The sequence below is a fragment of the Stutzerimonas xanthomarina DSM 18231 genome (assembly GCF_900129835.1).
In the GTDB taxonomy this organism is placed as follows: Bacteria; Pseudomonadota; Gammaproteobacteria; order Pseudomonadales; family Pseudomonadaceae; genus Stutzerimonas; species Stutzerimonas xanthomarina.
Genome location: NZ_FQXA01000004.1, coordinates 163357 through 187471, shown reverse-complemented (window position 1 = coordinate 187471; position 24115 = coordinate 163357). Strand labels below are relative to the sequence as shown.

General features: G+C 59.7%; 18 protein-coding genes and 2 pseudogenes. 9 read left to right on the top strand and 11 right to left on the bottom strand.

Annotated features, from left to right (window positions below):
• Positions 1–148 precede the first annotated feature (148 nt).
• On the bottom strand, positions 149–2599 hold the full coding sequence (locus tag BUE09_RS11865) for a Lon protease family protein (protein ID WP_073301155.1): 2451 nt from the start codon (positions 2597–2599) through the stop codon (positions 149–151).
• A gap of 338 nt (positions 2600–2937) precedes the next feature.
• Here BUE09_RS11865 and BUE09_RS11860 point away from each other — a divergent pair, with 338 nt between their 5' ends.
• Positions 2938–3969: a cytochrome-c peroxidase gene (locus BUE09_RS11860; protein WP_073301154.1), complete on the top strand. Its 1032-nt coding sequence runs from the start codon at positions 2938–2940 to the stop codon at positions 3967–3969.
• A gap of 189 nt (positions 3970–4158) precedes the next feature.
• Here BUE09_RS11860 and BUE09_RS20490 read toward each other — a convergent pair whose 3' ends face one another.
• A complete protein-coding gene (locus BUE09_RS20490) occupies positions 4159–4428 on the bottom strand; it encodes a hypothetical protein (protein ID WP_156889440.1) in 270 nt (89 codons plus the stop codon).
• 172 nt (positions 4429–4600) lie between these two features.
• Between BUE09_RS20490 and BUE09_RS11850 the strand changes: the two genes are divergently transcribed.
• The 4 genes from BUE09_RS11850 (at position 4601) to BUE09_RS11835 (ending at position 9823) form a co-directional block, all read left to right on the top strand.
• Positions 4601–5470, top strand: a complete 870-nt coding sequence (locus tag BUE09_RS11850) for a c-type cytochrome (RefSeq protein ID WP_073301152.1) — start codon at positions 4601–4603, stop codon at positions 5468–5470.
• 45 nt (positions 5471–5515) lie between these two features.
• Positions 5516–6886: a cbb3-type cytochrome c oxidase subunit I gene (locus BUE09_RS11845; protein ID WP_073301151.1), complete on the top strand. Its 1371-nt coding sequence runs from the start codon at positions 5516–5518 to the stop codon at positions 6884–6886.
• Between the two features lie 7 nt (positions 6887–6893).
• Entirely contained in the window at positions 6894–7709 is an 816-nt protein-coding gene (locus BUE09_RS11840; protein WP_073301436.1) for a CbbQ/NirQ/NorQ/GpvN family protein, read from the top strand.
• Positions 7710–7786: 77 nt separating this feature from the next.
• The gene (locus BUE09_RS11835) at positions 7787–9823 is read left to right on the top strand and encodes a nitric oxide reductase activation protein NorD (protein WP_073301150.1); all 2037 of its coding nucleotides are present in this window, start codon (positions 7787–7789) and stop codon (positions 9821–9823) included.
• Positions 9824–9864: 41 nt separating this feature from the next.
• Here BUE09_RS11835 and mscL read toward each other — a convergent pair whose 3' ends face one another.
• Complete coding sequence (gene mscL / locus BUE09_RS11830; RefSeq protein WP_073301149.1) at positions 9865–10281, bottom strand: large-conductance mechanosensitive channel protein MscL; 417 nt, start codon at positions 10279–10281, stop codon at positions 9865–9867.
• A gap of 210 nt (positions 10282–10491) precedes the next feature.
• Between mscL and BUE09_RS11825 the strand changes: the two genes are divergently transcribed.
• Positions 10492–10761, top strand: a complete 270-nt coding sequence (locus BUE09_RS11825) for an HP1242/YdcH family protein (protein ID WP_073301148.1) — start codon at positions 10492–10494, stop codon at positions 10759–10761.
• 173 nt (positions 10762–10934) lie between these two features.
• Here the strand turns inward: BUE09_RS11825 and BUE09_RS11820 are convergent, their stop codons facing one another.
• Complete coding sequence (locus tag BUE09_RS11820; protein WP_073301147.1) at positions 10935–11369, bottom strand: CopD family protein; 435 nt, start codon at positions 11367–11369, stop codon at positions 10935–10937.
• 116 nt (positions 11370–11485) lie between these two features.
• Between BUE09_RS11820 and radA the strand changes: the two genes are divergently transcribed.
• Positions 11486–12847, top strand: a complete 1362-nt coding sequence (gene radA, locus BUE09_RS11815; protein ID WP_073301146.1) for a DNA repair protein RadA — start codon at positions 11486–11488, stop codon at positions 12845–12847.
• A 7-nt stretch (positions 12848–12854) separates the two neighbouring features.
• Here the strand turns inward: radA and BUE09_RS11810 are convergent, their stop codons facing one another.
• The 6 genes and pseudogenes from BUE09_RS11810 to BUE09_RS11785 all read right to left on the bottom strand — a co-directional run.
• A complete protein-coding gene (locus tag BUE09_RS11810; RefSeq protein WP_073301145.1) occupies positions 12855–13226 on the bottom strand; it encodes a PilZ domain-containing protein in 372 nt (123 codons plus the stop codon).
• Positions 13227–13284: 58 nt separating this feature from the next.
• On the bottom strand, positions 13285–13746 hold the full coding sequence (locus BUE09_RS11805; RefSeq protein WP_073301144.1) for a methyltransferase family protein: 462 nt from the start codon (positions 13744–13746) through the stop codon (positions 13285–13287).
• A gap of 103 nt (positions 13747–13849) precedes the next feature.
• The gene (locus BUE09_RS11800; protein ID WP_073301143.1) at positions 13850–14488 is read right to left on the bottom strand and encodes a response regulator; all 639 of its coding nucleotides are present in this window, start codon (positions 14486–14488) and stop codon (positions 13850–13852) included.
• Between the two features lie 32 nt (positions 14489–14520).
• Positions 14521–15873 carry a cache domain-containing protein gene (locus tag BUE09_RS11795; RefSeq protein ID WP_073301142.1) on the bottom strand — a complete coding sequence of 451 codons (1353 nt, stop codon included), beginning with the start codon at positions 15871–15873 and terminating at the stop codon, positions 14521–14523.
• Between the two features lie 173 nt (positions 15874–16046).
• Entirely contained in the window at positions 16047–17300 is a 1254-nt protein-coding gene (gene glyA, locus BUE09_RS11790) for a serine hydroxymethyltransferase (protein ID WP_073301141.1), read from the bottom strand.
• Positions 17301–17427: 127 nt separating this feature from the next.
• Positions 17428–20046 (bottom strand): annotated as a pseudogene (locus BUE09_RS11785) (sensor domain-containing protein); the annotation flags it as partial.
• A 928-nt stretch (positions 20047–20974) separates the two neighbouring features.
• Here BUE09_RS11785 and tcmP point away from each other — a divergent pair.
• A pseudogene (tcmP, locus tag BUE09_RS11780) lies at positions 20975–21781 on the top strand (three-Cys-motif partner protein TcmP); the annotation flags it as partial.
• Positions 21782–21939: 158 nt separating this feature from the next.
• A complete protein-coding gene (locus BUE09_RS11775; RefSeq protein ID WP_073301139.1) occupies positions 21940–22920 on the top strand; it encodes an IS5 family transposase in 981 nt (326 codons plus the stop codon).
• 145 nt (positions 22921–23065) lie between these two features.
• On the opposite strand, the gene BUE09_RS11770 is transcribed toward BUE09_RS11775, so the two are convergent.
• Entirely contained in the window at positions 23066–23746 is a 681-nt protein-coding gene (locus BUE09_RS11770) for a heavy metal response regulator transcription factor (RefSeq protein ID WP_073301138.1), read from the bottom strand.
• Positions 23747–24115: the final 369 nt, after the last annotated feature.

The following is a 24115-nucleotide window of genomic DNA, read 5'->3' as shown; positions in this document are numbered from 1 at the left end:
TTGCGCGCCCTCTATCAGAGGAAAGGGCCGCAAATCCGTTATCCACAGATACTGTGGATAACCTTGTGGATGGAGAGTGGAAGCTCTCTTCCATTGCAGACCCGTCGCGCGCCGTATCGTTCCGTCCAGATATTGCTCAGATAATCAATTATCCTTGCTCGTCTCCTTTTGTCTGGGCGGCGGCTAGCACCTCCTCGGGAGACGCCGCATCGCTTCGATGATCGTCTTCCAGCTCGATCTCAGCGATATCGCGCAAGCGCTCTACCACGCGCGCATTGACGCTGCCCTTGGGGAACTGGCCATCCTTGTCTGCCGCGCCTACAGGCTCACCCACCAACAGCGAAAGCGCTTCATCCACATGACGCACCGCGTAGATGTGGAAGCGCTCCTGACGCACGGCTTCGAGCACGCGCTCGTCGAGCATCAGCGTCGTGACGTTGGCAAAAGGAATGATCGCGCCCTGCTCTCCAGTCAAGCCGCGTGCTTCGCATAGGCGAAAAAAGCCTTCGATTTTCTCGTTCACGCCACCGACCGCCTGCACCTCGCCGAACTGGTTGATCGAGCCGGTAATCGCGAAACACTGCTTGAGCGGGGTACGCGAGATAGCCGAAATCAGCGCGCAGCATTCGCCCAGTGAAGCGCTGTCACCGTCAACGTAGCCATAGGACTGCTCAAGCGCGATGCTGGCAGAAATCTCCAGCGGGAATTCCTGCGCGTAGCGGCTGCCAAGAAAACCGGTCAGGATCATCACGCCTTTGGAGTGAATCGGCTGACCGAGGTTAACCTCACGTTCGATGTCAACAATCCCCGAACCACCCGGATAAACAGTGGCGGAAATCCGCGCGGGCATGCCAAACGCCGAATCGCCTACTTCGAGGACGGTCAGGCCATTGCACTTGCCGATCGCAGCGCCTTCGCTATCGATCAGGATCACGCCTGCAAGAATGTCTTCCAGAATGCGTGCCGAGACGCGCCCGGTACGCGTGGCCTTGGCCTTCAGGGCTCGCTCGATATGGCCGACGTCGGTGACTTCATCCTTGGCCAGTTGACGAATGAAATCCGCCTCGCTGACCAGCTGGAACAGATCACCGATCCGTGCCGACAAGCGCCCCTGATGCTCGGCCAGTCGGGCACTGTAGGTCGCAAGACGGGCGACTGCGGCTGCGGTCAACGGCGCCATGCCCTCTTCGGAGGTACGCGTTTTCATCAACTGGGCGAACTGCTCAAGGCTGTCTTCGGCCAGCGGGATTTCTTCATCGAAATCCACCAGCACTCGGAACATCTCCTGAAAGTCCGGATCCAGGTCCTGCAGGGTGTAATAAAGTTGGCGTGAGCCGATGATCACGACTTTGACGTTGAGCGGGATAACTTCGGGATTCAACGTCACCGTAGCCAGTCGCCCCAGCTCGGCCAGCGGCGACTCCATCTTCAGCTTGCGCGACTGCAAGGCACGCTTCAGCGCTTCCCAGACAAAGGGCTCGCTGAGCATCTTTTCCGCTTCGAGCATCAGGAAGCCGCCGTTGGCACGGTGCAGCGCGCCGGGACGCAACTGGCGATAGCTGGTGTAGAGCGCACCCTGATCGGTGCTGTATTCGATGCGGCCAAACAGGTTGTCGTAGGTCGGATGCGGCTCGAACACCACCGGCGCGCCGCCATCGAGCGGATGGCCAACAACCAGGCTCGGACTGTACTGCTCTTCGAGAAGCTGGCGGGTCTGGGCATCGGGACGGTTTTCGTCGACCAGCTGCTCCACTACCGTTTTCAGTAGGTTGACCTGCACGGCTTGAAGGTAAGCCTCGATGCCTGCGTTTTCAGCGTATTTCTCCGACAGCGGCGCCAGCAACGGCTGCAGCGCCTGGCTGATGGTTTCGTCATTCAGCTGTCGCAGCTGATTACTGGACTCGCGCTTCCACTGCGGCAGGCTGGCAAGCCCCTCATTCAGATGGACTTCCAGCGCGGAAATATCCTCGTGGTAACGCTCGCGCTCCGCTTCCGGCAACTGGGCGAATTCCGCCTCGTCCATCGACTTGCCGTCCTTCATCGGCGTGAACGCGATGTTGGTGCTGTCGCGGTACAGCGCGATTTCTTTTTCAAGCGCCAGCTTTTCGATGACATCCAGAGCCTTGTCGTAGCGCTGGTTGAAGGCGCGGTCAATGGCGCTCTTCTTTTGCTGGAAACTCGGGTGTTCGAACACTGCGGGGAAGGTAGCCATCAGGTTGTCGATCAGCTGCCCGATATCGGCAATCAACTCACCCGCACCGCCTTGCTGCAACTCCACGACACGCGGCTCGCGCGGCTCGTCGAAGTTGTTTACATAGAGCCAGTCCGACGGCGTATCGAGCCGCTTGCCTTCGGCCTTGAGGTAGCGACGCACAAACGAGAACCGCCCGGTCCCCGGCTCGCCCATCACATACACGTTGTAGCCAGGGCGCGGCATCGCCACGCCGAACTGCAGCGCCTCGACGGCCCGCTCTTGCCCGAGCACGCCGAGAAAGGGTTCCAGTTCATCGGTGGTCTTGAAGGCGAACTGGCTGGGTTCGAAGGGACGGGTCAGCGCATCAGGCGCCAGGCGCAGGCCGGCAGCGACAGTTTCGGGCATTGGAAATCCTTGCAGGAATGGCCTTGTGGCCACGATTGATGCTGCCATTCTGGCGATGCCTCCGCCCGCCTGCAAGGCTCGACAAAGCCTCGAAAGGTGAATTGCCGATTAGAGCCTGCCGTCATCGCGTGACGGTGATCAGAACGCCTATCGAGACCGGGCACACTCGACGGGCTGTAGCGCGCAGAGTCAGACGATACGGCCGCCCTCGCCCGGCTCATCCACAGCGTGCGACAACCAGGCCCATCACGAACGGCCGGTGCCTTGACGCATATCAATTCGACCAGAAGGGAGATAGCGCCTCATGAAATCGCCAACATGAGAAAAGGGATTCCGTGATGCCTCGTTATTTTCCCGCCCTGGTCAGTGGGCTAATGCTGATCACGCACATTGCCCATGCCGATGAGCTGCGCGATCGTGCCAATGCCATATTTCAGCCGGTGCCCGATCAGGTCACCGAAGTCCGTGGTCAGGCGGTCAACAAGGATCAGGTCATTCTGGGCCACAAGCTGTGGTTCGATCCGCGTCTGTCCAGCAGCCATGTGATCAGCTGTAACAGCTGCCACAACCTGAGCATCGGCGGCAGCGACAACGTGCCCACCTCCATCGGCCACGGCTGGCAAAAAGGCCCACGCAATTCGCCGACCGTCCTCAACGCCGTGTTCAATGCGGCTCAGTTCTGGGATGGCCGCGCCAAGGATCTACAGGAGCAAGCCAAGGGGCCTGTCCAGGCCAGCGTCGAGATGAACAGTACGCCCGAACGGGTCGAAGCGACCCTCAAGAGCATTCCGGCGTACGTGTCCGAGTTCAAGAAGGCCTTTCCTGGAGACAAGGAGCCGGTCAGTTTCGACAACATGGCGTATGCCCTGGAAGCCTTCGAAGTCAGCCTGACCACGCCGAACTCGCCGTTCGACCGCTTTCTGAAGGGTGACGACAAGGCGCTCGATGCCCAACAGAAAGAAGGCCTGGCGCTGTTCATGGACGCCGGCTGCATTGCCTGTCACAACGGTGTCAACGTCGGTGGCCAAGGTTACTTCCCGTTTGGCGTGATCAAAAAGCCAGGCGCGGAGATCCTGCCGGAGGGCGACAAGGGCCGTTTCGCAGTGACCCAGACGGCCAACGACGAGTACGTGTTCCGTGCCGCACCGCTACGCAACGTCGCCCTGACACCGCCTTACTTCCACAGTGGCGAGGTCTGGGACCTGGAGCAGGCGGTGGCCATCATGGGCGATAGCCAGCTGGGCCGCCAGCTCAAAGGTGACGAGGTAAAGGCGATCACAGCCTTCCTGCACAGCCTTACTGGCGACCAGCCACAAGTTGCTTATCCAACGCTGCCGGCCAGCACCGCGAACACGCCTAAACCCGAGTAAACACGGCATCAATACCTGCAGGCCGCTCTGGCTTGCAGGTCTCAACCCCGAATCCCATTCGACGTATCACAATCCCTGAACTAGCCTCCGAGTACACATTTGGTTTGGTGATGACTCATGGCCTTACACCATGCTCAATCGGGTGAAGTGGTCAATCTCCTCGCCCACCCTCAAACACCTGCTCTGCATTCACGAGCAATCGTCAGCACCCCGGAGCTTGAGGTCATGCGCCTGTGCTTGCCTGCCGGCAAACAGGTTCCACCTCACACTGTCGCGGGCGCCATCACCCTGCAATGTCTGCAGGGCAGTATCGAAGTGCAGGCGCATGACGGTTGGCACCCCATGCAGGTGAACGATCACCTCTATCTGGCTGGAAACGTTGAACATGCGATAAGCGGGCTGACCGACGCCGTGGTGCTGGTGAATATCCAGCGCCGCACTGACACGAAAACGAGCCAAACAAGTCCCGACTAACCGCAGCCCCGCAGCGAACGAAAGGAGCACAGCTTTGGTTAAGTTCTTCAGAGTCCTCAGTTTTGTGGTGCTGGCGCTAATGGCCGCGGCAGCCATTTATGCCGGCGTCATGGGTATCGTCCACTGGGCCGGAATCGGCGTTTAGGGGGAGCCTGCAATGAACAAACGACAAACCCGCCTGTTCGCCATCGGCTCGACTCTGGTTGCCGCATTGGCATTCCTCGGAATGACGATTGACAGCCACCGGCAGTTTCCAGAGCTGACCAATGCCGACAGCATCACCCCGGCGGTCACCCGAGGTAACGACGTATGGCACGCCAACAACTGCATCAACTGTCACACGCTGTTCGGTGAAGGCGCCTACTACGCGCCCGACCTCACAAAGATTGCCCAATTGCGCGGCGCACCCTATCTCAAGGCGTTTCTAAGGGAGCCAGAACGGTTTTATAACGAGGAGCAGCATCGTCGATTGATGCCTAACCCCAACCTCGAAGACCCGGAAATCGACGACCTCATCGCGTTCCTCGATTGGGTCGCCAATGTCGACAACCAGGGTTGGCCACCGAGGCCCATTCTGGTCACCGGCTCGTCGATTCCGGGCACCAGCCTGACCATTGCCCAGCAGGATATTTCCGGCCCCGGCAAAACCGAGAATCAGATGCCGCCTGGCGCTCGGCCAGTCTCAGGCAACGAAAGCCCAATTGCCCTCGGCGAGGCACTGTTCCGCACCGCCACCCCGGCGTGCAACGCATGCCATTCCATTGCGCCCGGCGTGAATCTTGCGGGCCCAACATTGGCTGGTGTTGCAACACGTGCGCAGCAAACTCTCGACTCGCCGAGTTACAGCGGTAAAGCCGACAGCATCGAGAGCTATATCCGTGAGTCGATCGTTTCGCCAAGCGCCTACCTGCATCCTGGGGAGATGTACTCAGCCGAGGGCGTGTCCTTCATGCCCACCAGCTACGCCGAATCGCTGACCGACGAGCAGATCGATCAGTTGGTGCAGTACCTGGCGTCTTTCAAATGAGTGCGGTGCGCACTGCCCGCCGGACGAACATGCAGGGGTTCAGCCATGCGCTATAAATCACAATCGGTCGCCTACTGGTACTTCGCCGTCGCAATGGTGCTTTTCGGACTGCAATTGGTGTTCGGCCTGCTGTCGGCCACCAAATATCTCGGTCCAGATCCGCTGCTGAATATCCTGCCGTTCGACGTCACTAAGGTCATCCACACGAACCTTCTTATCGTCTGGGTCCTGACCGGCTTCATGGGTGCCACCTACTGGATGGTGCCCGATGAGTCACGCACCGAACTACACAGCACCAAGCTCGCCTACATCCAGCTGGGGTTGTGGACCGCAATGGGGGTTACCGCGATCATCGGCTACCTGTTCGGTTATGGCACAGGCAACAAGCTGTTGGAGCAGCCGCTGCCGCATAAGATCGTCATCGTCATCTGCATGCTGATCTTCCTCTACAACATCGGCATGACGATCAAGAAATCCGGCCGATTCACGACCACCGAAGGGGTGCTGCTGCTCGGTCTGGTCAGCTCAGCCGTGCTGTTCTTCCCCGCCCTGCTGCATTACGAGAACTACACGGTTTCCATCTTTTACCGCTGGTGGACCATTCACCTGTGGGTCGAAGGCGTATGGATGATGATCATGGGCGCTTTTCTCGCGTATCTGCTGATTCGCCTCTCCGGGGCGGACCGTGAAGTACTGGAGAAGTGGCTGTACGTGATCGTCGGCCTGGTATTCATCGCTGGCATTATCGGCACCGCGCACCATTACTATTGGGTCGGTGTGCCCCATTACTGGCTGCCGATTGGCGGTTTCTTCAGCGCGCTGGAGCCGCTGGCGATCATCGGCATGGCGATGTATGCCTATAGCGCCATGCGCCGCTCAGGCATGGCACACCCCAACTCCCTGGCGCTGCACTGGACACTTGGCAGCACCATTTTCACCCTGTTCGGCGCCGGCTTGCTGGGGCTGGCGCATACCTGGCCGAGCATCAACAAGTGGACCCACGGCACGCTGATCACCGCCATGCACGGCCACGCGGCTTTTTATGGCGCCTACGCCATGATCGTGTTGGCGATGATCACCTACGCCCTGCCATCACTGACTAACAAGCGGCCGGAACAAGGCACCACGATCGGCTACTGGGCGTTCTGGCTGCAGTTGGCCGGCATGTTCGGCATGACGCTTTCGTTCGCCACGGCAGGGATTGGCCAAGTGTATCTGGAGCGGATCATGGGCATGGGCTATCTGGATACTCAATTGAAGATTCAGATCCATTTCGTGATGCTGATCTCCACCGCCAGCATTTTTGCCCTCGGTGTCGGCCTGTTTATCTACGACTTCTTCAGCTACCGACCACGTTTCGAGGTGGATGAACAGGAGCTGACAGAACCCGGCATGCCTGCAGACAGGGCCGTCTGAGGTGGGTGTGGATCAGTCTGTTCATGACTTTGCCGTTCGCCAACCACGGGACGAGCCCTGGTATCGGCCGGCGGGCAACGAGGTCACGCTGTTCGAGCAATGCCACAACCGGGGTTTGGCGGTCATGCTCAAGGGCCCGACCGGCTGCGGCAAGACGCGCTTTGTCGAGCACATGGCCTGGCGACTCGGTCGGCCGCTGATCACCATCCCCTGCCATGACGACCTCGCGGCCAGTGATCTGATCGGCCGTTACCTGATCCGCCATGACGGTACCGTTTGGCAGGATGGGCCGCTGACGCGTGCCGTTCGCGAAGGGGCAATCTGCTATCTGGATGAGGTCGTCGAGGCGCGGCAGGACACAGTCGTGGTGCTGCACGCACTGACCGATTATCGGCGAACGCTGCCGATCGACAAGACCGGTGAAAACGTTCGGGCAGCAGCCGGATTCCAGTTGGTCGTTTCTTACAACCCCGGCTACCAACGCATGCTCAAAGACCTCAAGCCCAGCACCCGCCAACGCTTCGTTGCGATGGATCTGGACTTCCCGACGCCCGAGCACGAGGCGCTGATCGTACAGCACGAAAGCGGGGTCGAGCCGGCTCTCGCCAAGGGTCTTGTCAGTCTTGCCCTGCGTATTCGCCAGTTGCGTGATCGCGGCTTGGCGGAAGTCCCCAGCACCCGCCTGCTGATCGCCGCCGGCACGCTGACCCTTTGCGGCATTCCGGTACGGGAGGCTTGCTATGCCGCTGTAGTTTCACCGCTGTCCGACGAGCCCTCGATGGTCAGCACCTTGCGCGATCTGGTAAACGGCACCTTTGTCTAGGCACTGCACCGTCCCTCGCTACGTTTGCGCGGCAGCTAAACACGCCGAGAAACGTCGCCTCTACGCTTGCCGCCGCCATGGCTGAAGCCGAGGAGCTGGTCAGTGATGCCGCGCGCCATGCCACGATCTTCGCGCAGAGGCTATGGCGCCGTTATCGTCCGCTGCCGAAAGGCCCACCGACCGTAGTGCTTGCCGATGCGGCGCCTCGCCTCGACCTGCTGATTACCGCCGTCACGGGCATAAGTTACCCGATCAGAATCGCACAGCCTCCCGCACGCCCCACCTTGCTGGCTCGGCTGTTTCGTCGTGCTCAGCACCCCTGGCAATGCCAGGCAATTCCGGCCACTGATGGCCAGCGCATATGGCTGCCCGCCGATTCAGGCATCGAGGACGTCGATCACGGTAACGAGTTTTATCGAATCATGGCGCTGCAACAGGCGATACGCGCCCAACGCGGCAGTGCCGACCTCATCGACGAAACGTTTTCCTCCCTGCAGGCTGACGTCTATCTGCTGCTCGAAGCCTGGGCGGTCGATGAAGCGCTGGTTGAAATGCTGCCAGGCATGGCCACTGCCATCGAGCGGTTACGGCAACAGGCGTTACAACAACGTCCGGCACTCACCGCGTTCTCGCCGGAGCGCCAGCGGCTCGAAGCACTGCTGCGTCAGTTGCTCGCGAGCCCCTGCGGCCACGCACCGAAAGATTTCCCGCTCAGTGAGTCGCCTGCACATTCGCAGCGGTTAATCGATCCCGTGCTGACCACTCTCGGGTTATCAGCGCAGGATCGTTCGCAGGGCAACGCGCCGCTGCTTCACGATCGGTGGACCGGCAGCCTGCTTCGGCCTGGCAGTGCGGCAGAAGAGCCCGCCAGAATGCTGCCGGACGGCAGTGCAACCTCCACCGACACGACGCCGCCGCGTAGCGCCCAGCTGCCAAGGCGCCCCGACATCCGCAACGCCAGGGATGATGAGGACAAGCACGACGACGGCATATTCATGGTGCAGGCCGATGAGCCGCACCAGCATGCCGAAGACCCGCTGGGCCTTAATCGTCCGGTTGACCATGACGAGGACACTAGCGCCGACGAGTACGGCGATATGCTCTCCGAACTGCCCGAGGCGCGCCTAGTATCGACACCCGGGCGCCCTAAAGAGGTGCTGATTTCAGACGATCCGCCCGACAGCAACACGGCCCTGCAGCTCAAGCGCGCCATCGCCGATAGCCAGGGATTGCAGTATCCGGAATGGGATTATCGTACTGGGCATTATCGCCAACCCGGCGCCACCGTTCGGGTGCTGCCAAATCTGCCGGGCTCACCGCAATGGGTGGACGCTACGCTGGATCAACACCGTTCGATGTTGAACCAGATCCGCCGGCGCTTTGAGATGCTGAGGGCCCGCCGCGTGACACGTCGGCGACAGCTGGATGGCGATGACATCGACCTGCAGGCGTATATCGACAGCTACGCCGACTTCAGAGCCGGCGGCTCGTTGTCCGATACGCTATATCAGAACCGACGCACGGCGGAACGGGATCTGGCGATTACCCTGCTGATCGATGTCAGCGGCTCGACGGACGGCTGGGTATCAGCCGGGCGCCGAATCATCGATGTTGAGCGTGAAGCGCTGCTCATCGTCTGTATTGCCCTGGAAAGTCTCGGTGAGCCTTATGCGGTGCAGGCATTTTCGGGCGAAGGCCCGGACGCCGTGATCGTGCGGCAACTGAAACGCTTCGACGAACCTTTCAGCCAAGACGTGGCCCTGCACATCAGCGCGCTGGAGCCGGAACACTACACCCGCGCCGGCGCGGCGATCCGTCATGCGAGCAGCGAGCTGCTACAGCAGGCCGCCACGCACCGACTGCTGCTGCTGCTCTCCGACGGCAAACCGAACGACAAGGATGACTACGAGGGTCGCTTTGGCGTCGAGGACATGCGACAGGCAGTGACCGAAGCCAACCTGCAGGGCATTTCGACCTTCTGTCTGACCATTGATCGCCAGGCCGCGAACTACCTGCCGAAGATCTTCGGTGCCCAGCAATACGCCTTGCTGCCCAGACCAGAGCTGCTGCCAAGCGTACTGCTGGAATGGCTCAAACGATTGATCACGGCTTGAGCAGAAGCAGAGCCATAAACGCCGGCTGGATACCGCCAGGATCAGATTTGGGGCCGATTTTGCGCCCGCAATGCATCGCGAATCTCGGTAAGCAGCACTTCTTCTTTGCTTGGTGCTGGCGGTGCGGACGGCGCCTCTGCCTCTTTGCGCTTCAGACTGTTGATGCCCTTTACGGCGAGGAAGATGGCGAAGGCCACGATGATGAAATCAAACACCGTTTGCAGGAAGCTGCCGTAGCTCAAGGTCACTGCCGGCGTATCGCCGACCGCCTGCTTGAGCACGACGGAGAGATCCGAAAAATCAACGCCGCCAATCAACAGCCCCAATGGCGGCGTGACCACATCGGCGACAAATGACGAGACGATCTTGGTGAACGCGGCGCCAACAATGATGCCGACCGCCATGTCGATCACGTTGCCCCTGACTGCAAACGCTTTGAATTCGTTGATCATGCCCATCTGAAGATATCCCATTCAATTTGAAAGGTGCGGCTGGAGCGCCGGCCGTATGGCTCGGATGAGTATAGGCAAAGGCGGGCTCAACCGCCGCGCTAGACTGCCCGAGGACGGGCGGAAGGGTGCCATAGCCTGATCTTGATCGCGATCAATAAGAAATGGCGAGGCACACCGCTAATGTACAAACCTTCAGAAACAGCCCGGAGAAACACCATGCAGGTTGAACATCAAGCGCTCGCCAAAGACTTCCCCGAGAAGCAAGAACAGCTGTTGAAGCTGCGCCAGCAGAACGCCTCGTTCGCGAGCAAGACAGACGCTTATGAAGCGCTGGACCAGAAAATCCGTAGCGTCGAAGCCGGTGCAGTAACGCTGGACGACGAGGCACTCAGCGCGCTCAAGCAAGAGCAGGTGACGCTGAAGAACGACATCAGCCGCGAACTCAAGCACGCAAGCGGCAGCTGCTGCGGTGGCTGCGGCGGCTAAGCTAGCCCAGCACCGTGCACGTCCCGCACCCACACGCCAGATATCGGCGATGAGTCGCGGGACGAATGCTGAACATCAAAAACCTTTCTCGACCCGCCTATCTCCGCCCCTCGCTCCCTGCCCGCTAGCACCGCCCCGCCCCGCCATACCAGCTGAACCTCAGCAACCACCGCCTAGAACAAACCGCCAAATCTGAATCCCGTACCGACCCAGGCAAACGCCACGGCGGTTAGCGTGATGAGCACGATATGCACGCCCAGTTGCGGCAAGCGCTGTGCATCCAGCTTCGGAATAATCGCCAGCCGCGCATGAACGCCCAGCACCGCCGTGAACGCCAGCAATATCAGCTTGCCCTGGACCAGATGGGCGATAGGCGAGTCGCTGAACCACTGCGAATGCGGCAGCCATTTGCCTGCTAACCAGACGCCCGTAACGATCTGGACCAACAAGGCCGGAATGCCGACCCGCTCGTAGAGCTGCTCGAAAGCCCGTACCGGCTGGACATCTCGCCGTTTCAGCGCGCCGGGCAGTACGCTGAACAACAGCACCAAATGACCACCCACCCAGACGCTGGCACCCAACAGGTGCAGAAACAACAAATGGCGCATGGGACTCACTCCTGTTCGATTTGTTTACAGTCTCGCGACTTGCGTAGTGCTTGTGGCTGATGTCGATCAAGCCAGTCGTTATCATGCGCTTCCTCTCATCCGACCCGGAGTTTCTCATGGCCAAGGCCAAGCGCATGTATGGTTGCACCGAATGCGGCTCGACCTTTCCCAAGTGGGCTGGCCAATGCGGCGATTGTGGTGCCTGGAATACCCTGGTGGAAACCATCATCGACGGTGCAGCACCGCCGAGTGGCCGCGCTGGCTGGGCCGGAGAGAAAGCCAATATCAAGACCCTCGCCGAGGTCAGCGTCGAGGAAGTGCCGCGTTTTTCAACCGCTTCCGGCGAGCTGGATCGCGTACTCGGCGGCGGACTGGTCGACGGCTCCGTGGTGCTGATCGGCGGTGATCCCGGCATCGGCAAGTCAACCATCCTGCTGCAGACGTTGTGCAACATTGCCCGACAGTTTCCCGCGCTCTACGTGACCGGCGAGGAATCGCAGCAGCAGGTGGCCATGCGTGCACGCCGCCTGGACCTGCCGCAGGACCAGCTCAAGGTGATGACCGAGACCTGCATCGAATCAATCATTGCCACTGCACGACTGGAAAAGCCCAAGGTGATGGTCATCGACTCGATCCAGACCATCTTCACCGAGCAGCTGCAGTCAGCGCCCGGCGGCGTCGCCCAGGTACGGGAAAGCGCGGCGCTGCTGGTGCGCTACGCCAAGCAGAGTGGCACGGCGATCTTCCTCGTCGGTCACGTGACCAAGGAGGGCGCACTGGCGGGGCCGAGGGTGCTGGAACATATGGTCGACACGGTGCTGTACTTCGAAGGCGAATCGGACGGTCGCTTGCGGCTGCTGCGCGCCGTGAAGAACCGCTTCGGTGCGATCAACGAGCTGGGCGTGTTCGGCATGACGGACAAGGGTCTGAAGGAAGTCACCAACCCTTCTGCGATCTTCCTCACCCGTGCGCAGGAAGCGGTGCCTGGCAGCGTGGTCATGGCCACCTGGGAAGGCACCCGGCCGATGTTGGTCGAGGTGCAGGCGCTGGTCGACACCAGCCATATGGCCAATCCGCGGCGCGTCACCCTGGGACTCGATCAGAACCGCCTGGCCATGCTGCTGGCCGTTCTGCATCGCCACGGTGGTATTCCCACCTACGATCAGGACGTGTTTATCAACGTGGTGGGTGGCGTGAAGGTGCTGGAGACGGCATCGGATCTGGCGCTGATGGCGGCGGTGATTTCCAGCCTGCGCAATCGCCCGCTGGATACCGATCTGTTGGTGTTTGGTGAGGTTGGTCTTTCCGGCGAGATCCGTCCGGTGCCCAGCGGCCAGGAACGGCTGAAGGAAGCCGCCAAGCATGGCTTCAAGCGCGCCATCGTGCCCAAGGGCAACGCGCCGAAAGAGGCACCCGCCGGGCTGCAGATTATTGCCGTGACACGGCTTGAACAGGCGCTTGATGCGCTGTTCGAGTAATCACCGCCTATCGGGGCTCACCGAGCGCTGCCAGCTCACGCTCAAGCAGCGCTTCGTCACCGAGGTTGAGCTCGACCAGCCGCCGCAGGTGGCTGATCGAGTCGACATCGATATGTCGGCAGACCATACCGACCAGCTCGCCTTCGCCATGCGTCATTTCGACCTCCATGCGAACTTCGGCGTCATCGGCGAGCCGGATACGCGCTTCGAAGGGCTGGGCGGGATCGGCATCCCAATCAGCTGGGCGGTGCACCAACAAGCCCCTCAGTGAAAGATCGTGGAGTTGCACGGGCCAGCGACGCTGCCCCTGCATCAGCTCCGTTTCGGCATCGAATTCAAAGCGCTGGAAGCGCCGGCGGTCGCTGCTTGTCTCATTCATCCTGTCCACTCCCCGAAACCCTCAGTTTCACTATAGGCGACGTCCATCACCCGACCGCTCAGATCCAGCGCCGTACACGACGACGGTACATACGGTAATCATCACCGAACAATCGCAGCAGCAGGTGCTCTTCATGAATGATCACGGTGCGCTGCATGCAGAGGATAAGCATGGGCAGCAGCAGCCACGGCCAGATGCTGTTCAGCAACAACCCGACGCCGCAATAGATAAAGGTGTCAGCCAGATAGATCGGATTGCGCGAGAAACGAAACGGCCCGCTCTGCAACAAACTGCTCGGCTTGCCGTAGGGGTTGATGGTGGTGTGATAGCGATGCATTTCCAGCGCCGACCAGAGCATCAGCACGATGCCCAACGTTATCGACACCCAGCCGGCATAGAACGCCAGTTCGTGTACAGGCAGGTCCAGCGGTAGCCATGTCGACAGTCCCCAAGCACAACCAATGAAGGCCAGGTAGACCAAGGGTGGCGGCGGAATCATTCTGGTAGAGGCGTGGCTCATGGCGCGTTCCGGAGAATTGGATGGGCCTATCCTACAGAACCCGCCGCGGAACACCGCCTGCTTTTAGTGCGCATCTGGCGGGAGGCGCGAACAAGCGTTTGGCTTAATGCTGCCCCGGTAGCCAGCCATGCACCATGGCGTGCTTCATAAGATCCGCCGGTCGATCGATATCCAGCTTGCGGCGAATGCTCAGCCGATGGGTTTCCACCGTCCGCACGCTGATTTCCAGCGCGCGCGCCATGGTCTTGTTGTTATGCCCTTGGGCCAGCATCAGCAGCACCTCGCGCTCACGCGGGGTGAGTTCGCGCTCCTCGGCACCCCGGCTGGCCAGCTTTTCGGCGATGCCCTCGCTGTAGTAGGTGCCTCCGGCGGCAATCGCCTGGATCGCAACAATGATTTCGCGAGACGGTGCGTCTTTCAGTACATAGCCACTGGCGCCGACCTTTACCGAGGTGTTCACGTACTCCTGATTGTCGTACATGCTCAGAATCAGCACGCGCAACTCCGGAAACTGCTGGCGCAGTGACTGCGTCAGCTCGAGGCCGTTCATGTCCTTCAGGCCGATGTCCATCAACACCACATCGGCTGTGACACGATCCAGCAGTTCAAGCGCCTCGGCGCCGCTTCCAGCTTCGCCAACCACGTCCAGTTCGGGAATCGCCATCAGCAGGGCGCGGATGCCGTCCCGAACCAAAGCATGGTCGTCAATCAGCGCCACCTTGATACACGCGTGTGGGTTCATCGAGCGGGCCTCTTGTATTGAAGTTCGATAATTCAGCCAACCCGTGCCGGCAGGGTGACATCCAGTTCGGTACCGCCTGCTTCTGACAGCAGGCTAAAACGCCCACCGAAGTGTTCCACCCGTTCGCGGATGTTACGCAGACCGATGCCGCCGCCCTTGATACTGTCGAGATGGCGCGGATTGAAGCCGACGCCGTCGTCCCTCACCCGCAGGCGCACCGACGCGTCGTCGCCGTCCAGATTGATGTGCACAGACTGCGCTTCAGCATGACGTTCGACATTGGCCAGCGCTTCCTGGAGCACACGAAACAGCGCAACAGCCACCGAATCGTCAGGATCGTTCTCACCGAGGTCGTTGCTGTATAGCATTTTCAGCCCGCTGCGCTGTTCGAACTCGGCCACAAGCTGGCCAACAGCCGCCGACAGGCCCAGCGTGTCGAGCAGCGATGGATGCAGATCATGGGAGATGCGTCGCACCTCGCCAATCGCCCCCGCCAGCCGCTCGGTGCCGCGATCCAGCGTTGCCAGCGCATTGGGATTGCCGCTGGCGAGTTCATGGCTGGCCAGCTCGAACTGGAACTTGATCGACACCAGCAGTTGGCTGATGCCGTCATGCAGCTCTCGGGAAACACGTGAGCGTTCCTCTTCCTGCAAGCTGACGATGCGCTGGGTCAGTAATTGAAGCTTGCGGTCGGCCAGCCTTCGTTCGCTGACATTGAGCGTGAGGCCGCTGGTAAAGACCAGCAATACCGCGACAAGCGCGACGCCGGCGATGGCCAGCATGGTGGTGTGGATGCGACTGGCAACCTCTTCGCGCACCTGCAGGATCGCCTCATCGACATCCTCGAGATAAATGCCGGTCCCCAGCATCCAGCCCCAACGCTCGAGCATCACCACATAAGCCAGCTTGGCGGCGAACTGTCCGGTGGAGGGTTTTTGCCAGGCATAGCGCTGAAAACCGCTACCCGTTTCGGCGCTCTGCATGAGCGCCTGGATCACTTTAAGGCCGTTGGGATCGGTCATGTTCCACAGATCCTTGCCGACCAGCTCGCTCTGACGCGGATGCATCAGGTTGCGCCCGCTGCGGTCGTAGACGAAGAAGTAGCCATCGCTGCCGAAGCTGAATCGCCCCAGCGCGGCGAGCACTTTCTGTTTAGTCTCTTCATCGTCCTGTCCGCTGTCGTAGAGCGGCGCCACGGTACTCAAGGCCATTTCGACGTAATGCTTCAGTTCGACCTGCTTGCTCGCCAGGATGCTGCTTTCGATCAGTTTCGCCTGCTGCTCGCCGAGGCGCTGATTCTGAAACAGCACCAGCGCACAGACCACTGCAACGGCCAACAACAGGGGCAGAATGCTGAGTGCGGCGATCTTGTACTTGAGCTGCATCGAGCCTCTCCGATGACCTGAACCGGGCGAATCGTGAGTGAAACTTAACTCAAGCGGCCTGGCAGGCACAGTGCCGGATGGCACTTTGCCTTGACGCGTCGTAACGCAGGCGCTTCCTCGCGAAAACGAAAAAGCCCGGCAAAGGCCGGGCTTTCGCTACTGCATGAAGCGTGTTACTTACCGTAGACCGGGAACTTGGCGCAGACCGCCTCGACCTTGCCACGGACCGCGTCGATCACCGACTCGTCGCCCATGTTGTCGAGGATGTCGCAGATCCAGCCCGCCAGGTCACGGCATTCAGTCTCGCCAAAGCCTCGGGTGGTCACGGCCGGGGTACCGATGCGCAGACCGGAGGTCACGAACGGCGAACGCGGGTCGTTCGGTACGCTGTTCTTGTTCACGGTGATATGCGCGTTGCCCAGGGCGGCATCCGCATCTTTACCGGTGATGTCCTGCTTGATCAGGCTGAGCAGGAACAGGTGGTTTTGCGTACCGCCAGAAACCACGTCGAAGCCCCGCTGGATGAACACTTCAGCCATGGCCTGGGCATTCTTAACGACCTGCTGCTGGTAGGCCTTGAACTCAGGCTGCAGCGCTTCCTTGAAGCACACGGCCTTGGCCGCGATAACGTGCTCAAGTGGGCCACCCTGGGCACCGGGGAAGACGGCAGAGTTAAGCTTTTTTTCAATCTCGGCGTTGGCACGCGCCAGGATCAGGCCGCCGCGGGGTCCGCGCAGGGTTTTGTGAGTGGTGGTGGTGACGACATCAGCAAACGGAACCGGGTTCGGGTAGACGCCAGCGGCGACCAGACCGGCCACGTGGGCCATGTCGACGAACAGGTAAGCACCGACCTTGTCGGCAATTTCGCGGAAACGGGCGAAATCCAGCACCTGCGAATAGGCGGAGAAGCCGGCGACGATCATCTTCGGCTTGTGCTCGACGGCCAGACGCTCGACTTCGTCGTAGTCGATCAGGCCCTGGTCGTTGATGCCGTACTGCACCGCGTTGTACAGCTTGCCGGAGGAGGACACGCTGGCGCCGTGGGTGAGGTGGCCGCCGTGGGCCAGGCTCATGCCGAGAATGGTGTCACCGGCCTGCAAAAGGGCGAGGTAGACGGCGCTGTTGGCTTGGGAGCCAGCATGCGGCTGGACGTTGGCGTAGTCGGCGCCGAACAGTTCCTTGGCGCGGTCGATGGCCAACTGCTCAACGACATCGACGTGCTCGCAACCGCCGTAATAGCGCTTGCCCGGATAGCCTTCGGCGTACTTGTTGGTCAGGACCGACCCCTGGGCTTCCATCACCGCCGGGCTGGTGTAGTTCTCCGAGGCGATCAGCTCGATGTGGTCTTCCTGACGCTTGGCTTCCTGCTCCATGGCAGCGAAGAGATCGGCGTCGAAACGGGCGAGGGTCAAATCACGGCTGAACATGGTTGGCAGTCCCCTGAGAATCAGCTGGCGGTAATAAAGAGAGGCGCGGATTCTACCTCATCCGCCGGAACGCGGGTATGAAGCATGGTCATCTGCAACATGAATCGGACCGCCGCAAGCGGGCTGTTCAAGCCGAGCCAAGCATCTCCAGTAACCGCTCGGCCGGCATCGGTCTGGCCAGATAGAAGCCCTGCACCTCATCGCAGCCATGCTCGCGCAGGAAATCCAGCTGAGCCTGGGTTTCCACGCCCTCGGCAATCACCGACAACTTCAGGCTATGCGCCATGGCGATGATTGCCCGGGCAATTTGAGCGTCCTGTTCGCCCGCAGGCAAGCCATCGACAAAGCTGCGGTCGATCTTCAACACATCGATCGGAAACTGCTTGAGGTAGTTGAGCGAGGAATAGCCGGTGCCGAAATCGTCGATGGCGATTGAAGGCCCCAGCCGCTTCAGTGACTCAAGAATGCGCATCGCCTCGCCGACATCCTGCATCAGGATGCTCTCGGTCAGCTCCAACTCAAGACAGCCGGGTGCAATTCCGCTGGCCTGCAGGATGGCCGCGATGCGCTGGCCGAGCCGCCCCGATGAAAATTGCCGCGCGGAGAGATTCACCGACACCTTTTGCACGGCCAGCCCTTGCGCCTGCCAGCGGGCCATTTGCCGACAGGCCTCGCCCAGCACCCAGTCACCGACTTCGACCACCAGCCCCAGCTCTTCCAATGCCGGGATGAAATCGCCCGGCGGAACCAGCCCCCGATCCGGATGCTGCCAGCGCAGCAAAGCCTCGACGCCCGTCAGCGTTTTGCCGTCGGAAAGAAACTGTGGCTGGTAGTGCAGCACGAATTGTTGCTGCTCCAGCGCATGCCGCAGGTCGCTTTCCAGCTCGAGACGCTCCAACGCACGCGCGTTCATCTCAGCCTGATAGAACTGGAAATTATTCTTGCCCCGCTCCTTGGCGTGATACATCGCCGTGTCGGCGTTTTTCATCAGCTGGCTGATGTCGTCGCCGTCCTGTGGGCTGAGCGCAATGCCAATGCTGGCGGTGACGAAAAATTCCCGCCCGGAAAGCACGAAAGGCTCCGTCAGGCTGGCCAGAATCCGGTCCGCCACATGAATCGCTCGGGTGAGCGCCTCGTCGCGGTCGGCGCTTGGATGCAGAAGAAAGGTGAACTCGTCACCGCCCATGCGCGCCACCGTATCGTCCTCGTCGACGCAAGAGGCCAGGCGCATTGCGACGTCCTTGAGCATGTGGTCACCGGCGGCGTGTCCGAGCGAATCGTTGATCGGTTTGAAACGATCCAGATCGAGAAACATCAGCACCACCCAGCTGCCTCGTCGTGCGGCCAGCTGCAGGCTGCTGTGCAGACGGTCCTGGAACAACGTACGGTTCGGCAGCTGGGTCAGGCTGTCGTAGTAGGCCAGGCGATGAATGCGTTTTTCGCTGGCCTTGCGTTCACTCATGTCGCTGAAGAAGCACACGTAACTGACCAGGTCGCCATCAGCGTCACGCACTGCGGTAATGCCGATCCAGCACGGGAAGGCTTCCCCGCCTTTGCGCTTGAGCCAGAGCTCACCTTCCCATTTCCCGATTTCAAGGATCTGGTCTCGCACGAATGTCATCTGGTTGGCCTGCTGACGATCCGCACTGAGCGTGGCCGGCAGCTTGCCCACTATCTCGGCGCTCGCGTACCCGGTGATGCGTTCAAACGCGTCGTTGACCTGGACGATATTGCCGTCAGGGTCTGTGACCACAATGGCGGCGGTGGAATGCTCGAATACCGTCGCGGCACGCCGCAGTTCTTTCTCCGCCTGGCGCTGCTTGCTGATGTCGCGACCCACGCACAAGGCGCCGCCGAAACGGTTGTTTTCATTCCAGATCAGTGTGATGCGCAACTCGATCGCCACTGGCCGACCGTCCGCAGCGACGCAGTCGAAGTACAGCGTCTCACCGTGCAGGCTTTGTTCAAGCTCCGTGAGCGCCGCCAGATTGAACGAGGCCTTGCGTACCCTGCGCATCAGCTCGTAGAAGCGCGCAGCTTGGCGCGGCTTGGTCACGACCCGATCGAGCCCGTGACGCATCGTCCATTCCGGGCTGTAGCCGAACACCGTCTGTACGGACGGGCTGATGTAGTCGATATGGACCGAGCTGTCCGTGGTGAAAATGACATCCTGCAGACTGCCGGCCAGCATCCGGTAGCGTCGCTCGCTGTCACGCAGCGAGTGGCTGTGTTCGATATTCGCAGTCACGTCGCGGGCCACGCCGATCAGGCGCCAGACCTGGCCGCTATCATCACGTGACAGCACCTGCTCACGGATGCTGAACCAGCGCCAGCTGCCGTCCCGGTGACGCCAGCGCAGCAGCGACTCCTGGCCCACCCCTTCACGCATCGACTTGCGCAGAGACAACAGGCGCCAGATATATTCCTGATCGTCGGGGTGGCTGATACGCGGCCAGAACGCGTTAGCGTCCTCCCCCCGCTCCTCTTCGCTGTAGCCCAGCCGGGAGGCGAGATTGCTGTTGCTGAACACCAGACTGCCGCTCTGGATATCCTGAACGTAGAGGGTGTCAGGCACCGCTCTCAGCACCTCGGACCAGAAGCGTTCGCGCTCCTCCAGTGCAGTCTGTGCCAGATGCTCGCGCGTGATGTCACGCATGACCCAGACAAAGCCCGAGGGGCGTATCTCATTTCTCAGACGCAACGCTCGACGGGTCACCGCATAGAGATGTCGCTCGCCATCTTGCAGCAGACTCACTGGATCAAGAGCAATCTCGGCCTCGGCATTGCGGACGTCGAACGCCTCTGGCGCCAGCGCTGGCAATAATCCCTGCAACGAATAACGAGACAGATCGCGGTGGCCCAAGCCGAACATCGCGGCCGCTGAACTGTTGATGTACTGGAGCCCGCCGGCAAAGTCGGTAATGAGAATCCGCTCTTCGACCGCATCCAACGCCGTGACCGAGTAGCGCCAGGCTTGCCAGTGCGATTCAAAACGCCGAGGCAGCAGAAACCGACCCACCACTCCGGCGAGGTAGTGACCAAGCCTGGCGAGCCCCTCGGGGCGAGGCGTGCGTATTGGGTGAGGATCAGTGTCGGCCAAAATGGATCGGACCTTTCAAGCTGAGCGGCAGCGTAGCTGGCACGTATGACGCAAGAATGCCTTGCGACTTGGCAAAATGCCATTACAGCGAAGCCATTCCCCTGGTTTGCCCTGTCTGTGTCATTCCGGTAGCTTTGCCCAATTGTTTTGACCCGTCTACCACGACGGGTTTCGCCTCCCACTCCTTTTCTTCGTCACGGGCACTCGTCTCCATGGCTCAATACGTCTATCTGCCCTATTAGGTTTTAGTCGCGTTTTGCGATCTTCAGCCGAGCCCCTGTAGTCACTGGCTTCCCAGTCTCTTCGGCATGGTTTTTTCTCTCGACCCTGTGTCATGGCAGAGATTTTAGTTAGCTTTTGCTGATTTTGGGTCAAATCTAGGCTTCAAAACTTAACTTTTTCGAAGTGTTCCTATGATCACTTCTGGTCAGGTATCGCCCGCAGATTTTCTGTGATGAGGCAGCAAATAAAGCTCTTCTTATAGAAGAGGCTCATTACTTCTCAGGGCATCCACAAGCCAGAGACGCCATTGAGAAAATTCTAGCGGTGCAGGTGAAGTGATCACGGACGACTAGGTTATGGCGACGTGCCGTTCCCCAAGATCAAATGGATTTTCCAGCACCTCAGCAATGCCGAAGTGCTGCTTACCTTCAACGTCGATTTTCTGGTCACGTACCTGGCTGACCGCCAAGCGAATCGGAAGGCCATCGCCAATATCGGTCTGGATCACCATGTGCCATGGAGCATGCTGAAAGAGCTGAAGGCGCATCAGCCTCGCAATTGGCAGTACCTGATCCAACGCCATCTGTCTGAGGGGATCAAACAGGAAAGCGGTGCCCAGTACATGACCGTGTTCTTCATCCGCCCTGCTGGCAGCAACCCGATGGCCTATTGGTTTATCCATCTGGCGAACAACTACCGCGCCAACGATGTGATGAAGAAGATCCACTGGAAATACGGCAACAACTTTTCCCATATGCTGTCGCCTTCCAGCTTTTTCGGCTACGACGCCAATCGGGATATCGCCGTGACAGGCCAACACGATTTGCTGTTGGATGAGCATCACTTCGACGATGCCACCGATGACCGCATCCGGGGAGAACTTTCAGAGCTCTTGCCCAAACAGGTCTACGAGGTAGAACGGCAACCTTTCCTGGGCCTGATGAGCGGATTGACCAACTACACCATGGCTGACGAGTTTCGCGTAAAGCAGGCGCTCGATATCGCTGTTGCGACCGGTGATTTGCTGGCGGTCGGTAAGGATGGCAAGACCAGGCGTCGCAAGGGCACTAGCATCAAATCCACTGATATTCTGATAGCTCCCCCGCAGAGACCCATCTTCTTCGTGCCACAGCCGAAGAAATCTAGCTCGGAGAACTGAGGTTCGGCACCGCTCCTTGCTCGGTGGCTCGCCTTTACCGCATAGGTACCGGTAGCTTGGCCCACCGCGTGGAATGCCAAGCTTTCGCTCTAGGGATGGTCTGAAAAAGACTTCCTGATTTTGGCAAAATACCCGGACGCAACCCGCCGAGTTTTCCGATGAAGCAGATGACCTTCGCCGACGCCGAGTACGCCGGCAAGCGCAAACAGACCCGCAAGGAGTTGTTCCTGATCGAAATGGATCGGGTGGTGCCGTGGAAGGGTTTGATTGCCTTGATCGAGCCGCATTATCCCAAGGGTGAAGGCGGCCGACCGGCCTATCCGCTGATGGCGATGCTGCGTGTCCATCTGATGCAAAACTGGTTCGGCTACAGCGACCCGGCGATGGAGGAAGCGCTGTACGAGACCACTATCTTGCGCCAGTTTGCTGGGCTGAGCCTGGAGCGCATCCCTGACGAAACGACCATCCTCAACTTCCGTCGCTTGCTGAAGAAACACGAGTTGGCTGCCGGCATCCTGGCCGTGATCAATGGCTACCTGGGTGACCGAGGCTTGTCGTTGCGCCAAGGCACCATCGTCGATGCCACACTGATCAATGCGCCGAGTTCGACCAAGAACAAGGACGGCAAGCGCGACCCGGACATGCACCAGACCAAGAAGGGCAACCAGTATTACTTCGGCATGAAGGCGCATATCGGCGTTGATGACGAGTCCGGCCTGGTGCACAGCGTGGTGGGTACGGCAGCCAACATTGCAGACGTTACCCAGGTCGACAAACTGCTGCACGGCAAGGAAAACATGGTTGGGGCTGACGCGGGTTACACCGGCGTAGAGAAGCGCCCGGAACATGACGGCCGAGAGGTGATCTGGCAGATCGCGGCCCGCCGCAGCACGTACAAGAAGGTGAGTAAGCGCAGCGCGCTGTACAAAGCCAAGCGCAAGATCGAGAAGGCCAAGGCGCAGGTGCGTGCCAAGGTCGAGCATCCGTTCCGGGTGATCAAGGGCCAGTTCGGCTATGTGAAGACACGCTTCCGTGGCCTGGCTAAAAACACCGCGCAGCTGGTGACACTGTTCGCACTGTCGAACCTGTGGATGGCGCGCAGACATTTGCTGACCAATGCAGGAGAGGTGCGTCTGTAATGCGGGAAATGGCCGCCGCGAGGTGCTCGCGCCGGCTAAAAACCGGGAAAGAGCGGATGACTTGATCGTTTTTTAGCCGAATCGCCGTTTTTGAAATCGGCAGGGCCGAAGTCAGCCAGAAATACATGGTCTACTTCAGACCATCCTAGCGGTCTGGCGCGTCGATCAAATAGCCCATCCCACGCGCGGTTTGTATGAGCTTAGGTTCGAACTCATCATCGATTTTTGCTCTCAGCCGTCGTACCGCCACCTCAATCACATTGGTATCGCTGTCGAAATTCATGTCCCATACTTGGGAGGCGATAAGTGACTTTGAGAGCACTTCCCCGCGACGCCGAAGTAATAGCTCAAGAAGAGCGAATTCCTTTGCAGTTAGGTCTATTCGTTTCCCCGATCGCGTAACCCGACGCCTGAGCAGATCGACCTCAAGGTCGAGGAGTTTGAGTATTGTTTGGTTGGGAGCATTATTGCCGCGGCGAAGCAACGTACGGATCCTGGCTAGCAATTCGGAGAAGGCAAACGGCTTGATGAGATAATCATCAGCGCCCAACTCCAATCCCTTTACTCGATCCTGAACCCCGTCTCGGGCGGTGAGAAAGAGCACGGGAACCTCATTACCGGCAGCGCGGACTTTCTGTAAAACCTGCCACCCATCCAGGCCAGGCATCATCACATCTAAGATGAGCAGGTCGTATTCCCCGTGAAGCGCATGCTGAGCAGCATCAGTCCCGTTCTCTACTCGATCGACAGTGAAGCCGGCCTCCGTGAGCCCCTGCTGTAGGTAGGTGCCTGTTTTCGGCTCGTCTTCAGCAACAAGAAGCTTCATAAGGTACTCCTGCAAGCATTTAGAACAGTGTGGCGGTTGTCGGTCCTTGCATCCAGTACCTTACAGAAACGTAATGCTCGCATCATCTGTCTGACAGCTTCTAGCGTTAACGTCTACACCAGCAGTTGCCCCCACACTCTGCTTTTTGGCCATTTCCATGCTCCTTTGGCCTATTGGCGCCTTGATGGCGCCTTTTTTTTTGCATGCTGGAACAGAACCTATTTACAGCAGGTAAAGATGCCATACACGCAACCTGCGCTTTCGCTTGTACTCACTTCTTCTGCGTTACTGACGAAACCGTAATGTTTCGATCAGGTTTCTGACAGGGACACTCGGTTAGCTTACACACAAGCCCAAGCCTCTGTTAAT

Excerpts from the sequence above, each read along its gene's own strand:
- BUE09_RS11865 (WP_073301155.1), bottom strand. The coding sequence starts at position 2,599 with ATGCCCGAAACTGTCGCTGCCGGCCTGCGCCTGGCGCCTGATGCGCTG.
- BUE09_RS11860 (WP_073301154.1), top strand. The coding sequence starts at position 2,938 with ATGCCTCGTTATTTTCCCGCCCTGGTCAGTGGGCTAATGCTGATCACG.
- BUE09_RS11850 (WP_073301152.1), top strand. The coding sequence starts at position 4,601 with ATGAACAAACGACAAACCCGCCTGTTCGCCATCGGCTCGACTCTGGTT.
- BUE09_RS11845 (WP_073301151.1), top strand. The coding sequence starts at position 5,516 with ATGCGCTATAAATCACAATCGGTCGCCTACTGGTACTTCGCCGTCGCA.
- BUE09_RS11835 (WP_073301150.1), top strand. The coding sequence starts at position 7,787 with ATGGCTGAAGCCGAGGAGCTGGTCAGTGATGCCGCGCGCCATGCCACG.
- mscL (WP_073301149.1), bottom strand. The coding sequence starts at position 10,281 with ATGGGCATGATCAACGAATTCAAAGCGTTTGCAGTCAGGGGCAACGTG.
- BUE09_RS11825 (WP_073301148.1), top strand. The coding sequence starts at position 10,492 with ATGCAGGTTGAACATCAAGCGCTCGCCAAAGACTTCCCCGAGAAGCAA.
- BUE09_RS11820 (WP_073301147.1), bottom strand. The coding sequence starts at position 11,369 with ATGCGCCATTTGTTGTTTCTGCACCTGTTGGGTGCCAGCGTCTGGGTG.
- radA (WP_073301146.1), top strand. The coding sequence starts at position 11,486 with ATGGCCAAGGCCAAGCGCATGTATGGTTGCACCGAATGCGGCTCGACC.
- BUE09_RS11810 (WP_073301145.1), bottom strand. The coding sequence starts at position 13,226 with ATGAATGAGACAAGCAGCGACCGCCGGCGCTTCCAGCGCTTTGAATTC.
- BUE09_RS11805 (WP_073301144.1), bottom strand. The coding sequence starts at position 13,746 with ATGAGCCACGCCTCTACCAGAATGATTCCGCCGCCACCCTTGGTCTAC.
- BUE09_RS11800 (WP_073301143.1), bottom strand. The coding sequence starts at position 14,488 with ATGAACCCACACGCGTGTATCAAGGTGGCGCTGATTGACGACCATGCT.
- BUE09_RS11795 (WP_073301142.1), bottom strand. The coding sequence starts at position 15,873 with ATGCAGCTCAAGTACAAGATCGCCGCACTCAGCATTCTGCCCCTGTTG.
- glyA (WP_073301141.1), bottom strand. The coding sequence starts at position 17,300 with ATGTTCAGCCGTGATTTGACCCTCGCCCGTTTCGACGCCGATCTCTTC.
- BUE09_RS11775 (WP_073301139.1), top strand. The coding sequence starts at position 21,940 with ATGAAGCAGATGACCTTCGCCGACGCCGAGTACGCCGGCAAGCGCAAA.
- BUE09_RS11770 (WP_073301138.1), bottom strand. The coding sequence starts at position 23,746 with ATGAAGCTTCTTGTTGCTGAAGACGAGCCGAAAACAGGCACCTACCTA.